Raw genomic sequence first — 14,468 nt, 5'->3', positions numbered from 1 at the left:
TGCTTTATAGAACAGCTGCAATTGCCTTACAGATGATAGGCATATTGGTTTTTGTCATCCCAGCGACACTAATTCGCCCGGAGCCGACAATATAAACCCCAAACTCATTTTTCAATCGTGATACTTGATCTTTGTTTAATCCAGAGAAACTAAACATTCCATTTTGAGTAGAGATAAAATCAAAATCTTGATTTACGCCACTGTCTTTTAAAGATTGAACAAATAAAGCCCGCATCTCTGCGATACGCTCTCTCATCTCTTGCAACTCTTGCTGCCACATCAGTCTTAACGCATCATCTTCTAAAATCGTGCTTACGATTAGCGCGCCATGTGCCGGCGGGTTTGAGTATGAAGCACGAATGGTACTCTTTATCTGGCTAAACGCATTCACTGCTTCTGCATCATTACCTGCTACGACAGTAATAGCGCCTATACGCTCATTATAAAGCCCGAAGTTTTTAGAGAATGAATTAGCAACGATTAACTCTGGAACAATACTAGCGACAATACGCAGGCCTTCAGCATCTTCCTCGACACCAGCACCAAAACCCTGATAAGCAAAATCGAATAGTGGAACCAATGATTTGTTTAAACACAGTTCGGCTATCTGTTGCCATTGTTCCTTGTTTAAATCAATGCCTGTTGGGTTATGACAGCAGCCATGCAATAACACCAGGTCGCCCTCTTTAGCACCTTCAAGGTCGGTTAGCATTGCATCAAAGTCTAGACCATGAGTCTCGGCTTTATAATAGCCGTAAGACTGAGTTTTTAAGCCTGCTGTATTGAAAATATTATGGTGGTTAGCCCATGTCGGGTTACTAACCCAAATAGTATCAGCCTGAGTATGGCGAACTAAAAACTCTGCGGCTACGCGCAGTGAGCCTGTTCCGCCTGGCGCTTGTGCTGTTAACGCACGAGCATTGTTAACTACGGTATGATCCGCTCCAAACAGTAATGTTTGTACTGCACGGTTATAAGCTTCGACACCTTCCATACCTAAATAGCTTTTGCTTTTTTCCGTTGCAAGTAGCTTTTCTTCTGCTAGTTTTACCGCTTTTAGAATAGGAGTTTTTCCAGATTCATCTTTATAGATCCCAACGCCTAAATTGACTTTACCCTCACGAGTATCGGCTTTAAATGCATCTGTAAGGCCTAGAATTGGATCGGCTGGGGCAAGTTCAACCTGGGAAAATATCATGACTGCTTTCCTAAATAGAGTTTTTGTAGGGGGTTCGGCTGTAGTTATACCACTGAAGCAGCGATGTAGAAAGTGAGTTTTATTGACTAAAAGCGAATATTGTTGATCTAACTTACATTATCTAATTTTGCTGCGAAAAATATAAACAAAATTCAATACAAGCCTCAGTAAATCTAGTATTTAATAATGGCTTTCACTAACAAATCTCAGATAAAAAAAAGCCTCTACATAAGTAGAGGCTTTTAATATAACTAGCTGCTTAGCCGATCTTTTCTAAGCCACCCATATAAGCACGTAATACTTCAGGGACAGTGATAGAACCGTCTTCATTTTGATAGTTTTCTAGCACGGCGACCAAAGTACGTCCGACTGCTAAGCCAGAACCATTCAACGTATGAAGTAAGCTTGGCTTCTTAGCTGACTTAGCTTTAAATCTAGCTTGCATACGTCGCGATTGAAAGTCCTGCATGTTACTGCATGATGAGATCTCTCTGAATGTATCTTGTGCTGGAAGCCATACTTCAATATCAAACGTTTTAGCAGCTCCAAAGCCCATATCACCGGTACACAGTACAACTGTACGATACGGTAAGCCCAACTTCTGCAACACAGTTTCAGCATGACCTGTTAACGCTTCAAGTGCTTGCATAGAATCTTCAGGCTTAACTAGCTGTACGAGTTCTACCTTATCAAACTGGTGTTGACGAATAAGACCACGAGTATCACGGCCATAAGAGCCAGCTTCACTACGGAAACATGGCGTGTGTGCTGTCATCATGACTGGCAAGTCATCTTCATCAATAATTGAATCACGAGCGATATTAGTCAGTGGCACTTCAGCCGTTGGGATCAAGCTTAAACCTTGCCCTTCTTCCGTCGCTGGTTTGGTATGGAATAAATCTTCACCAAACTTTGGCAGCTGACCGGTACCTAACAAACTGTCTTCATTCACCAACAGTGGCACGTAAGCTTCAGTGTAACCGTGCTCTGTGGTATGTAGGTCTAGCATAAACTGTGCTAAAGCACGGTGCATGCGTGCTATTTGACCTTTCATTATGATAAACCGAGAACCAGTAAGTTTTACTGCGTTTTTAAAGTCAAGTCCACCTAGTGTTTCGCCAAGTTCAACGTGGTCTTTAACTTCAAAGTTAAATTCTTTAGGTGTACCCCAGCGACGAATCTCAACATTCTCAGACTCATCTGCACCGATAGGTGCTGATTCATCAGGCAAATTTGGTACACTCATTGCTATGGCATTCAGTTCTTCTAAAAGTGCTGCCAACTCAACTTTTTTTGCATCGAGTTCGGCACCTAAGGTGCCAACCTTTGCCATTATCGGTGCAACATCTTCACCTTTAGCTTTTGCTTGACCGATAGATTTAGAAATAGCATTACGGGAAGCTTGTAACTCTTCAGTACTAACTTGCAGCGACTTGCGCTTTTCTTCTAACTTGCCTAAACGATCGACATCTAAAATAAAACCACGAGTGGCTAGACGTTCAGCGGTTACTTCTAATTCATTACGCAAAAATTTTGGATCTAACATGTCTTATTATCTTAATAGTTAATAACGAGAAAATACCAATTGCTGTCCTAAGTAGACGACGAATATGCATACGCCGACATTGACAACAACATTCAAAATCGCTTTGACCAAATAACCTTCCTGCATCAACAGCAAAGACTCATTGGAAAAAGTAGAAAACGTGGTAAGAGCACCTAACATGCCCACACCAATAAATGCTTTTATTTCTGGGCTCACTTCACTGACTTGTCCAAGAGCGTAAACCACGCCCATTAAGAATGAACCCAAAATATTGACCATTAGTGTACCAAAAGGGAAACCACTACCAAATACCTGAAGCATCAATATTGAGATAAGATAGCGTAAAACTGCACCGATAGATCCACCCAGCGCAACAAAAAGGACATTATTCATATCTTTTGACCTTACTTTTAAGATTTAGCTCAGCTAAATTTGCAAGTTTCTCTTTTATACGTTTTTCAAACCCACGTTCTGTTGGGAAGTAAAATTGATTTCCAGCGATAGATTTTGGCAAATAGACTTCACCATCAGCATAGGCATTGGGTTCATCGTGAGCGTAGCGATAACCTTCACCATAACCAATGTCTTGCATCAGTTTAGTTGGTGCATTGCGTAAATGCTCAGGCACACTTTCATTTGAAGTTTCTCTTGCTAATTGACGCGCTGCCTTAAAGGCAGTGTAAACAGCATTACTCTTAGGTGCACTGGCTAAATATAGAACGGCTTGTGCAATAGCTCGCTCACCTTCCGATGGGCCTACGCGGTGAAAACATTCCCAAGCATTCACTGCAACGGTCATCGCATTTGGGTCTGCATTACCAATATCTTCAGACGCAATCGCTAACAAGCGTCTTGCAATATAAAGAGGATCACAGCCACCTTCAAGCATTCGACAATACCAATAAAGCGCTGCATCAGGGTCGGAACCCCGTATTGACTTGTGTACTGCAGAAATTAAATCGTAATATTGATCGCCATTTTTATCGAAGCCTGCAAGCTGCTGCCCGGCAACCTGAATAATCATCTCTTCGGTAAAAACGTCACCATCCTTGAGCATGTCACTGATAAGTTCAATAAGGTTAAGCGCCTTGCGCGCATCACCATCACAAACTTTTGCTAATTTTAAAGCTACATCTGGTGGCAAAATCAGCTTACGTTTGCCTAAGCCACGCTCTTCATCCAGCAAAGCTTGCTGAGCTATCAGACAGATCTCTTCAATAGTGAGCTGTTTAATCAGATAAACTCGCGCACGAGATAACAAAGCATTGTTTATTTCGAATGAAGGGTTTTCAGTGGTTGCACCGATAAAAATAACGGTGCCATCTTCAATAAATGGTAAAAAAGCATCTTGTTGACTCTTATTAAATCGATGTACCTCATCGACAAAAAGTAACGTTCGCTGCCCTCTTGATTGAGCCACGCTTTTTGCGTGTTCAATGGCACTGCGGATCTCTTTCACCCCTGATGTCACCGCTGAAATCCGCTCGACATGGGCATTGGCGTAACTGGCTACCAGTTCTGCTAGTGTGGTTTTCCCTGTCCCCGGCGGGCCCCAGAACATCATAGAATGGGCTCTGCCAGCCTCTAATGCTTGCCTTAATGGCTGCCCTTCTCCCAGTAAATGTTGTTGCCCGATATATTGCGATAAAGTTTCTGGGCGCATTCTTGCCGCAAGCGGCCTAAAATCAGGAGCGAAATCAAAACTAAAGCTGCTCACGACATACTCTTAATTAGGTGACTTTAAACGTTGATCATCAATATCAACGTTTTCAGGTACGACAAATTTAAACAAATCCCTTTCATTTTCAGCAATTTTGCTCTGTTCAGAAAGTGAAAAATTACTAGTATTACCCTGCTGATCTTTTAAGATCATCTCAGTTAATGTTGTTTCATTAAAACAAACTTCAACTTCAGAGACGCCAGCATCTTTATCAATAGGACTGATAGCAAAACACTGATCACTATTGGTCACTTTGTATTGTGACCAAGTTTGAACATCATCGTGCACAAGTAATGCAATGGGTGATGCACTTATAGCTTGATTAACATCCATCACAGACACCTCTTCATTGAATGGATTATAGATCCAAACGTCTGTGCCATCGGCAACAATCAAAGATTCATCAGGTGCAGTTAAATGCCAGTAGAACTGGTTCGGCTGAGCAAGAGCAAAAACACCTTCGCCAGTTTGAATGACCTTTTTATTTATATCTGTGACAGTCTGGCTGAAATTAGCTTTTAGGTTGTCTATTTCTGCAAGCTTAACTTTTAGTAACTCTGATGCATCTGCATGAGCCGAAAAAGGAGCAAAAAGTGGGATGCTTGCCATCGCAAAAGCGATCAATTTGTTCATATCTAGTTCTCCGAGTTGGTCTTTGACCAACACTGTTTTTAACTTTTTAATTTGTTCCACCACGATAGCCTTAATACAAAAAGCGTTAATCGAAGACCTTAGGTGGTGGGGGTGCTAAGACTTCTCGATTGCCGTTATGACCTTGGGCACTCACTACGCCTTGGAGTTCCATCTGTTCAATAATTCTAGCGGCGCGATTATAACCAATTTTAAATTTACGCTGTACACTTGAAATAGAACCCCTACGCGTTTGAGTTACAAATGCAACAGCTTCGTCATAAAGCGCATCTGTATCTTCATCGGCTTCACTTGCTTCGCCTGGAAGTAAGACTTGTTCACCCTCTGCAGACCCTTGAAGAATATCTTCTATATATTGAGGCTTTCCACGCGCGTGCCAGTCGGCTACGACTTTATGAACCTCATGATCGTCAATAAACGCCCCATGAACGCGACTCGGTACACTGGTACCTGGTGGTAGGTAAAGCATATCGCCCATACCCAATAATGTCTCTGCACCCTGCTGGTCTAGAATCGTTCGAGAATCAATTCGAGAGGATACTTGGAAGGCCATACGAGTTGGAATATTAGCTTTAATCAAACCTGTAATAACATCGACAGATGGCCTTTGAGTTGCAAGTATCAAATGTATGCCTGCTGCACGGGCTTTTTGAGCGATTCGTGCAATCAACTCTTCAACTTTTTTACCAACTATCATCATCATGTCAGCAAATTCATCAACCACTACCACTATCGAAGGTAGCTTATCTAGCTCTGGGGCTTCAGGCTCCATGCTGTCAGATGATTTCCAAAGTGGATCATAGATAGGCTCTCCGGACTCCTTAGCTTGCTTGATTTTAGCGTTATAACCCTTAAGGTTACGAACACCCAGTGCTGACATCAACTTATAACGACGTTCCATCTCGCCAACACACCATCGTAGTGAGTTGGCAGCTTCTTTCATATCAGTAACAACTTCACATAATAGGTGTGGGATCCCTTCGTAGACTGATAGCTCCAACATCTTTGGATCTATCATGATAAAGCGTACATCGTCCGGCCCCGATTTATACAGCAGGCTGGTGATCATTACGTTCACCCCAACTGACTTACCAGAACCTGTTGTACCCGCGACTAAAAGGTGAGGCATCTTGCCCAAATCGACAATGACAGGTTTACCGCCAATATCCGCGCCCAACACCATACTTAAATGTGATGGGTTATCCCTAAATTCTTTGCAGTCGAGTACATCACGCATAAATACTGTTTCACGGAATTTATTTGGTAACTCCAACCCGACATAGGCTTTTCCGGGGATCACTTCTACAACCCGCACATTTTCAGCAAGTAACGAGCGTGCTAAGTCTTTCGACAAATTGGTAATTTTTGACGCTTTAACACCTGGCGCTAACTCTAACTCAAAGCGGGTAATGACAGGTCCTGGAAACACGCCTACCACCTTGGCGGTAATATTAAAATCGGCAAGCTTTACCTCTACAAGCTTTCCTACTTGATCTAACTCTTCTTGGCTTATTGGATTACTTTGGCGGTTGGGGACATCGAGTAACGAGATACTCGGTAAAGGTTCCATAGGCGCTGATAGCGTTTGTTCATCTTGCCCTGGGAGAATGACAATTCCATCTACAATTTTGGCCTTATCATCTTTAATGCGTTTACTCGCATTAACAGCGCCGGTTGATTCTTTTGAATCAAAATCGATGGTTTCGAGCTCCTCTTTATCCTCATTAACCCAGGGCGCCTGTATAGTAGGTTCTTTTAACGGTTCCGACTGGGTTAGTTGGGGCTCTATACGAGAAGCAGTGTTGGCTTCGATTTGTTCGTTAACAACTTCAAGATGCTCTTCATGATCTTGATACTCTTCTTCCGCCTGCTCACGACTGCGCTTTTCTCTAAAACGTTCTACTACAGATAAGAAACCGCGAGTATCTTCCGTCTCCTCCTTATCAGGCGTTAGTTTAGCCGGTAGGTCGCGTAGTGCTTTTAGACACCATAAGGTAGCAAAACCGGTCATATCAATAACTGTTAGCCAACTAATACCGGTAAGCAGCGTAAATCCAGCACCGACAAAACATAATAAAAGTAGTGTTGTTCCTAGTTGATTGAAGTACGGCAGCATAGCTTGGCCTATAACGTCACCAGCAACCCCACCTGCCGAAAATTCATATAACCCATTGGCATTCATACTGCCAAGAGCCGCTAAGCTGAAAACAATCAGTAGAAAACCAATAAGCCTTAATCCAACCGAGAAGTAATCAATTTCTAATAGCTTGTGTGTTCGTTTAAATAGCAACCAACCGGTTAAAGCAATGATAACGGGGATAATGTAGGCGGTATAACCGAATATATAAAACAGTACATCAGCCAACCATGCACCAACGGCCCCCGTAAGATTCTTGATGTCACCATCGAAGTTTGATTGGCTCCAGCCAGGATCGGATGCACTAAAACTACTTAATGCAATAAGGATGTAAGTTGCAATCATGCAACAGATGATCAGACTACCTTCTAATAGTCGTTGGACGCCGGAAAGGGTTTTTACACTATTTGCCTTAGACAATCGCAAACCTACAATAAAAAAGACGATAATGTCAGTAAGATACCAGAAATGAGTTTATTTTGCAGCGTTTGGAACGACATCGGCAAACTGCATAGTTATGCAGTTTAATAATTTTGCATCACTTTGTATCAATTGTATTTTGTATAAAAAAAAGAGGGTCGACTGACCCCCTTCCTGTTCGATAAAACAACGAAACTACATATCGGAGATTATATTAATAGCTACACGATTTGTCTGCTTGACCTCTTCCATCACCACATATGTGCGTGTATCAGAGACTGAAGGCAGTTTAAGTAATGTTTCTCCTAATAAACGTCTATAAGCAGACATATCAGAAACACGCGTCTTCAATAAGTAGTCAAAATCGCCTGAGACTAAATGACATTCTTGTATATCATCAAGTAGTTGCACAGCATTATTGAACTTATCAAATACTTCTGCTGTATCTCGATTTAGCGTAATTTCAACAAACACAAGTAGAGATGCACCCAAATAATGGGGATTAACTAATGCTGTATATCCTTTGATATACCCTTGTTTTTCAAGTCTTTTAACTCTTTCCAAACAAGGAGTGGGACTCAGCCCTACACGCTTTGATAGCTCGACATTTGAAATCCGTCCATCAATTTGTAACTCGTTGAGTATATTTCGATCTATACGATCTAAGTCTTTTATAGGACTCTTTTTATTATTAACCATATTTTTAACCTTGAATTGCATCTATAACCAAATTAATCACTGTGTTTAGATAAACTTCAGCAGCATAAACTACCGAAGGAATACTATACTAGATTTCCCTGAAACATTCACGTTCAGGCAATTTAAAATAACAATTACACCCATAGAAAATGGGTTTTTATGCGAAATTGAGGCTATAAGATGATTATTGGTGTTCCAAAAGAAATCAAAAACCACGAATATCGTGTAGGCATGGTACCTTCTAGTGTTCGTGAATTGACTCTACGTGGTCATGAGGTTTTTATTGAAACAAGTGCTGGCTCTGGCATTGGTTTTTCAGACGAAGATTACGTTAATGTAGGTGCTAAAATCCTAGCTACTGCTGCTGAAGTTTTTGCTCAATCAGAAATGATTGTAAAAGTGAAAGAGCCTCAAGCTGTAGAACGTGCGATGTTACGAGAAGACCAACTTCTATTTACCTACCTACATTTAGCGCCAGATCTACCACAAACCGAAGATCTTGTTAAAAGTGGTTCTGTTTGTATTGCTTATGAAACAGTTACCGATGACCGCGGTACGCTACCGCTGCTTGCGCCAATGTCAGAAGTTGCTGGCCGTATGTCAATTCAAGCAGGTGCTATGGCACTTGAGAAGTCGATGGGCGGACGCGGTATGTTGCTTGGTGGCGTTCCGGGTGTTGAGCCAGCTAAAGTCGTTATTATTGGCGGCGGAATGGTAGGCACAAACGCTGCGCAAATGGCCGTTGGTCTTGGTGCAGACGTTGTCATCCTAGATCGTAGTATTGATGCGCTTCGTCGCCTTAATGCACAATTCGATAATAAAGTTAAAGCAATCTACTCAACTGCTGATGCAATTGAAAAGCACGTGCTTGAAGCAGATCTTGTCATTGGTGGCGTATTGGTTCCAGGTGCAGCTGCACCTAAGCTGGTTACCAAGGAACATATTGCTGCAATGAAGCCTGGTTCTGCAATTGTTGACGTAGCTATCGACCAAGGTGGCTGTATTGAAACGTCACATGCCACTACACATCAAGACCCTACGTATATCGTCGATGAAGTAGTTCATTACTGTGTGGCGAACATGCCTGGCGCAGTGGCTCGTACTTCTACATTTGCGTTGAACAATGCAACTTTGCCTTACATTATTAAGTTGGCACAACTTGGTTACCGCGAAGCGTTGCTGCAAGATAAGCACCTGTTAAACGGCTTGAACGTTATGCACGGTAAGATCACTTGCGCTGAAGTTGCCGAAGCACTCAATCTTGAGTTTGTAGAACCGACTATCTTACTTAAGTAGTCAATCAAGATTAGAAATTAAAAAAGGGAGCTAGTTGCTCCCTTTTTTGATCATAGCCTAATTACTGCTCTGCAAAACTGTATCCTTTACCTCTTACTGTATTAATTAGAGATTTTGGTAACTGGGTCGCAGCAAGTTTTCTACGAGTATTACTAATGTGCATATCTAGATTTCGGTCAAACTGACCTAATTCCTTTTGTAATACCCTAAGTTGTAATTCATCTTTTGCAACAACATTTCCCTTACGTTCAAATAGATACTTAAATAATTTAAACTCGGTTTGAGTAAAACAAACTTCTTTTGCGGATATTGATACACTGTAGTTACTGTCATCAAATAATACATCCATTGCTAGATCGTCATTGAGATAGTGCTCATTTCTCACTAAAGCAATTCTGCGCTTTATTGCATTTATTCTAACCAACAACTCTCGTTGGCTAAATGGCTTACTCAGGAAATCATCAGCACCTAGCTCGAAGACATTGACTCGATCTTGTTCAGTATCTAACGATGAAATAACAATAACCGGCGTTTTATCTTGGCGAAGTTTAAGCACCTCTATGCCATCTAACGACGGCATATTGATATCTAAGATAATGATATCCATCGAAGACAGCTTCAACTTAGCCAGAGCTTCATTGCCATTAGAGGCTAGCGAAACAGCGTAGCCCTCAGCTTCTAAACAACTCTTTAATAAGCTTTGTATAACAAGATCATCATCCACTACGAGTACATTTTTCATTTATCAAAATCTAAATACGAACCATTATCATTAAGATTACATCAACTCACATAAATAAGCTACAACAAATTCTTGGCTTACTTCACATTAATACAATTGTTTAAGTATAAAAAAGCCAGCAACCTTAGGTTCCTGGCTTTACGTTAAAACATGTACAAGATTTTAGTAGAAAACTACTTTGCGAGCATCAGTTCCCTAATATATTTGACTGGTGCGCTACCGTAACTCAAAAACTCTTCATGGAAAGCCTTGAGGTCAAATTTATCCCCTTTTAACACTTTATACTCTTCTCTGAAATCGTATATTTCACGATAGCCAGAATAGTAACTTGTTAATTGTACTTGGCTTAGTGTTGCTCTACGCCACTTGCCTTGGGCTTCTGCTTGCTGTTGGAATGCTTCATTCATCATCAAGTCTAGTGCTTCATCTTCAGTCATCCCTTTGACCTGAATGCTATAGTCAAGAATTGTGTTACATATCACTCGTAAATTCCATTTGTAATACATTAACCACATTTCTGGTTCAAAATCGCCATAGCCTTCCTCTAACATCATCCGCTCGGTGTACACCGCCCAACCTTCGACCATTGCACCATTACCAAATAGGCTTTTAATTAAACTCGGAGATTCATTTGAGTAAACTAATTGCGTGTAATGGCCAGGTATCGCTTCATGGATATTGAGAACTTGCAAAATCCAATGGTTATATTCTCTTAAGTAACTTTCAGCTGATTCTGCACTCATTCCGTCTAACGGAGTAACGTTATAGTATGTATTTCCTGACTTTTCGTAAGGACCTGGTGCACTAATAGAAGCACCAGCATAACCTCGCATGTATGCGGGAGTCTCACGCACCACTAAAGGTTTATTTGGGTCAAGGGTGACTAATTGTTTTTCATTAACAAAGGCGATTAACTCGGGGATCTGCGCTCTTACTTCATCGACAAAATCATCGCGTTTTACATGCTTGGCAGACAATTTATCGATCAATTGCTTAATGGCCACCTTCTTATTGGTTGGCATGGCTGTATCAAAATAGGTTGGCCATAATTTTTCAGTGATTTTGGTCATCTCTGCTTGGACGCGATTTTTATCTTGTAGCGCTTTTTTATATAACGCTTTACCACTCATTCCAGCTTGGATGTCAAAAGCAAACTTCTGTTCGTACAGCTCTTCGCCAATCCTAAAGCTACGCGCTCCTTCTTTGTTAAGCTTGGTTTCAAGTGCTTTAAGCCATTCTATATGCTCTTTAATAGCTATGGTCGCTTTATTGAAACGCGTGACAAACTGAGCTTTTTGTTCATTTGATAAATTAGAGCCAATAACTTTGTCTAATAAATCATTATTGAATACTGAAAAAGCGCCTTCATTTTGCATGATGGCAAGCTGAGTATGCTCAAGGGTCGGGTTACTTATATTTTCTCTAGCGGCCTCATAATAGGCCGGTACATTCTCCATCCTTAACAGCACTGAAAGTAGACGTTCATCTAGAGGAGCGAAATTTTCATTAATAATCTGTGCAAACCCGCCAGAGACATTGTAGCTAGCAGGATTCCATTGCCATGATTTAAAAGTCTCTATGTTCCAACGCATTTCGCCTATAAGGTTTTCAATCAGGCGGTAATCAGTAAGCAAACCTGCAGGTAAGCTATTTTTGTCAAAACTAGCTAGTAAAGCAGACTGCTTGTTAACAAAGTTTAAGCTCGCTTGCCTAGCTTGCTCGTTAGGTACTTTAAGCACACCGTCATATTTATGGAAACCGCTATATAATGCCCAAGTCGGTGATTCAACCCACAAGTCATCTATGAACTGTTGGCTAAACTGTTGAAAGCTTAGGCTCTGTTCAGTTAACTCAATTGGATTAGCTTCTAATGTCGTTTGACTTTGACAAGCTGTCAGGCCTGAAATTGATAATGCGATAGCAAGTGTAAGCGCGGCTTTTTTCATTAATATTCCCTTAATTTTTGTTTCTCGCAATCTGTGTCGCGATAAATTGGCAGTAAGTAAAGCATGTTCTAAACTTTTTTACATTAACAAACTCTTTTCTGAAAGTTTTCGTTACACATAATGCATAAGTAGATACGTTTTATGCATAAGCTAAATAAGCTGGTTCTACTTTTCATTATGTTTCTCTACCCAATGAAGAATATCTTTAAATCGATAATGTTCAAATTTGGCAAATCCGTAAGTTTGTCTCATCTTCAACTTGGTAAACAGAGGCGTTGTTAGACCACATAAAAACCGAGAGAGCAAAACCGAAGAGTAATTTGACTTTAATTTTTCAATGGCTTCGGTGCAGGTTGCATCATAGTCAAAAGCATTTATATCTTTAAGACCGTTTGGCTCTGGCAAACAAGCAACATGACCTAAGCAAACAGAACAACGACCACAAACATTGATGGCATTGGGGTCTGAGAAGTACTGCGCTAACTGCAGACTTAAACATTGGTCACTGCCAAAAAAGGCTACCAAAAAGTTAATCCGTTCGATTTCACTTTTTTCTTTAGTACTAAACTGTTGATAAAGATTGTCAGCCAGTCCAGGTAGTTGCAATGCTTGTAGGTTAACCTCGTATACTTGGGTTAGCTGTTTACTTTGTAATTCAATAAGTTGTTTTTGGTCTAAATAATCTAAAGCCTTTATTGCTCTACCACGGCTATTAGGAAATAAGCGCTGTAGGTGTTCAAAATCAGCAGTGTGCCAAATTTTAGCTTTTTGAGATGAATCAATGATTGCAGTTAAAAACTGTTGTCTATCAGTGTCGAAGCGACTTAACAGTGTGTCAACGGTGGTCAGTAACTTGTACTTATACTCTGCAAAATAGCTATATTTCGGTTTAATAACCCCTTGCATCTCTAGATAAACTAGCAGTGTTTTTAAACTTAATGGTCGAATATTTGAAGCAGTTGAAAGTTGATTTAACATTAACTCCCATTGGCCACTTTGCTGAGTCTGCATGTTAATCTGTTCTATAACATTACAAATTGCGCTTAGTTCTGGTGTGTCTCCGTATACGAAATTTTCTAACACGTTTAAATTATCTTTATTGGCCAATACTACGCATTCGGAGTCATTACCATCTCGGCCTGCCCTACCTATCTCCTGAGCATAATTTTCTATCGATTTAGGCAGGTCATAATGCACTACAAATCGAATATCACTTTTATCAATACCCATACCAAACGCAATCGTAGCGACAATGATTGGCACTTCGCCAGCCATGAATTTTGATTGGATCTGTTTACGCTGTTCGCTATCCATTCCTGCATGGTATGCCAATACCCTAAAGCCTTGCCTTTGAAGCTCACTTGCTACTTTTTCCGCACTTTTTTGTAGCGTAACATAAATAATTCCGCTGACTTGCTGTCTGCCCTTTAGCCATTGAGTAAGATAATCCATTTTATTGCCTTCTTTAATTCCTATCGCTTGTAGATGTAGGTTAGGCCTATAAAATCCGGTTAATGTGACGCATTTAGGGTCAATAGCAAATTTCTTGCTCATGTCGGCTATGACTTTAGACGTCGCTGTGGCTGTAAGTAGCAATACTTGGGGAATGTTTAACTCTTTTTGATAATTGGGTAGCTTTAAATAGTCAGGTCTGAAGTTATGACCCCACTCTGAAATACAGTGAGCTTCATCAATAACCAACAATGAAATATCTATGTCACTAATAAAACGTCGAAAGCGTTCATTGTTAAGGCGCTCGACAGAGATCATCAGTACCTTAATACTGCCATTAGCGACGCCATCAAGCACTGATGCTGTTTGCTCTGGAGTTTGAGTTGAATCAATTGAAGCCGCGGATATACCACGGCTTTCTAGGAACACCAGTTGATCTTGTATTAACGCCAGTAGTGGAGACACGACTAATGTTAAGTGAGGCAGCACAGTGGCTGGTAATTGATAACAGAGAGACTTCCCTGAACCCGTAGGGAAAATTGCTGCTGCGCTGAAACCGTTAAATACATTGTTAACGACTTGTTCCTGGCCCTGTCTGAATGCGTTGAAACCGAAGTACTGTTTGAGTAATGCGTTAGCATTGTGCATGCATAATCCTATC

11 protein-coding genes are annotated in these 14,468 nt (G+C 40.9%); 1 reads left to right on the top strand and 10 read right to left on the bottom strand.

Translation table 11 applies throughout. The features are described 5' to 3' along the window. Nucleotides 1-4 precede the first annotated feature (4 nt). The 7 genes from AB4135_RS06955 to lrp all read right to left on the bottom strand — a co-directional run bounded on the left by AB4135_RS06955 (nt 5) and on the right by lrp (nt 8,371). Entirely contained in the window at nt 5-1,198 is a 1,194-nt protein-coding gene (locus AB4135_RS06955; RefSeq protein ID WP_371991494.1) for an amino acid aminotransferase, read from the bottom strand. A 259-nt stretch (nt 1,199-1,457) separates the two neighbouring features. Then, on the bottom strand, nt 1,458-2,744 hold the full coding sequence (gene serS, locus AB4135_RS06950; RefSeq protein ID WP_371991492.1) for a serine--tRNA ligase: 1,287 nt from the start codon (nt 2,742-2,744) through the stop codon (nt 1,458-1,460). Between the two features lie 18 nt (nt 2,745-2,762). Continuing rightward, nucleotides 2,763-3,137: a fluoride efflux transporter CrcB gene (gene crcB, locus AB4135_RS06945; protein WP_020912683.1), complete on the bottom strand. Its 375-nt coding sequence runs from the start codon at nt 3,135-3,137 to the stop codon at nt 2,763-2,765. Further along, nucleotides 3,130-4,461: a replication-associated recombination protein A gene (locus AB4135_RS06940; protein ID WP_371991490.1), complete on the bottom strand. Its 1,332-nt coding sequence runs from the start codon at nt 4,459-4,461 to the stop codon at nt 3,130-3,132. Before AB4135_RS06940 ends, crcB begins: the two co-directional genes overlap by 8 nt. A gap of 9 nt (nt 4,462-4,470) precedes the next feature. Beyond that, on the bottom strand, nt 4,471-5,097 hold the full coding sequence (lolA, locus tag AB4135_RS06935; protein ID WP_371991488.1) for an outer membrane lipoprotein chaperone LolA: 627 nt from the start codon (nt 5,095-5,097) through the stop codon (nt 4,471-4,473). 85 nt (nt 5,098-5,182) lie between these two features. Continuing rightward, nucleotides 5,183-7,672, bottom strand: a complete 2,490-nt coding sequence (locus tag AB4135_RS06930) for a DNA translocase FtsK 4TM domain-containing protein (protein WP_371991486.1) — start codon at nt 7,670-7,672, stop codon at nt 5,183-5,185. A 195-nt stretch (nt 7,673-7,867) separates the two neighbouring features. Beyond that, a complete protein-coding gene (lrp, locus tag AB4135_RS06925; protein ID WP_371991484.1) occupies nt 7,868-8,371 on the bottom strand; it encodes a leucine-responsive transcriptional regulator Lrp in 504 nt (167 codons plus the stop codon). Nucleotides 8,372-8,551: 180 nt separating this feature from the next. Here lrp and ald point away from each other — a divergent pair, with 180 nt between their 5' ends. After that, nucleotides 8,552-9,667, top strand: a complete 1,116-nt coding sequence (gene ald / locus AB4135_RS06920; protein ID WP_371991482.1) for an alanine dehydrogenase — start codon at nt 8,552-8,554, stop codon at nt 9,665-9,667. Between the two features lie 61 nt (nt 9,668-9,728). On the opposite strand, the gene AB4135_RS06915 is transcribed toward ald, so the two are convergent. The 3 genes from AB4135_RS06915 to AB4135_RS06905 form a co-directional block, all read right to left on the bottom strand. Next, on the bottom strand, nt 9,729-10,409 hold the full coding sequence (locus tag AB4135_RS06915) for a response regulator transcription factor (protein ID WP_371991480.1): 681 nt from the start codon (nt 10,407-10,409) through the stop codon (nt 9,729-9,731). A gap of 173 nt (nt 10,410-10,582) precedes the next feature. Beyond that, nucleotides 10,583-12,355: a DUF885 domain-containing protein gene (locus AB4135_RS06910; protein WP_371991478.1), complete on the bottom strand. Its 1,773-nt coding sequence runs from the start codon at nt 12,353-12,355 to the stop codon at nt 10,583-10,585. Nucleotides 12,356-12,520: 165 nt separating this feature from the next. Continuing rightward, nucleotides 12,521-14,455 (bottom strand): ATP-dependent DNA helicase RecQ, encoded by a 1,935-nt coding sequence (locus AB4135_RS06905; RefSeq protein WP_371991476.1) that lies wholly within the window; start codon nt 14,453-14,455, stop codon nt 12,521-12,523. Between the last annotated feature and the right edge of the window lie 13 nt (nt 14,456-14,468).

The organism is Shewanella sp. 10N.286.54.B9 (assembly GCF_041468565.1).
In the GTDB taxonomy this organism is placed as follows: Bacteria; Pseudomonadota; Gammaproteobacteria; order Enterobacterales; family Shewanellaceae; genus Shewanella.
This window is presented reverse-complemented; position numbering and strand designations above follow the sequence as displayed.

Excerpts from the sequence above, each read along its gene's own strand:
- ald (WP_371991482.1), top strand. The coding sequence starts at position 8,552 with ATGATTATTGGTGTTCCAAAAGAAATCAAAAACCACGAATATCGTGTA.
- AB4135_RS06905 (WP_371991476.1), bottom strand. The coding sequence starts at position 14,455 with ATGCACAATGCTAACGCATTACTCAAACAGTACTTCGGTTTCAACGCA.
- serS (WP_371991492.1), bottom strand. The coding sequence starts at position 2,744 with ATGTTAGATCCAAAATTTTTGCGTAATGAATTAGAAGTAACCGCTGAA.
- AB4135_RS06955 (WP_371991494.1), bottom strand. The coding sequence starts at position 1,198 with ATGATATTTTCCCAGGTTGAACTTGCCCCAGCCGATCCAATTCTAGGC.
- crcB (WP_020912683.1), bottom strand. The coding sequence starts at position 3,137 with ATGAATAATGTCCTTTTTGTTGCGCTGGGTGGATCTATCGGTGCAGTT.
- AB4135_RS06915 (WP_371991480.1), bottom strand. The coding sequence starts at position 10,409 with ATGAAAAATGTACTCGTAGTGGATGATGATCTTGTTATACAAAGCTTA.
- lolA (WP_371991488.1), bottom strand. The coding sequence starts at position 5,097 with ATGAACAAATTGATCGCTTTTGCGATGGCAAGCATCCCACTTTTTGCT.
- lrp (WP_371991484.1), bottom strand. The coding sequence starts at position 8,371 with ATGGTTAATAATAAAAAGAGTCCTATAAAAGACTTAGATCGTATAGAT.
- AB4135_RS06910 (WP_371991478.1), bottom strand. The coding sequence starts at position 12,355 with ATGAAAAAAGCCGCGCTTACACTTGCTATCGCATTATCAATTTCAGGC.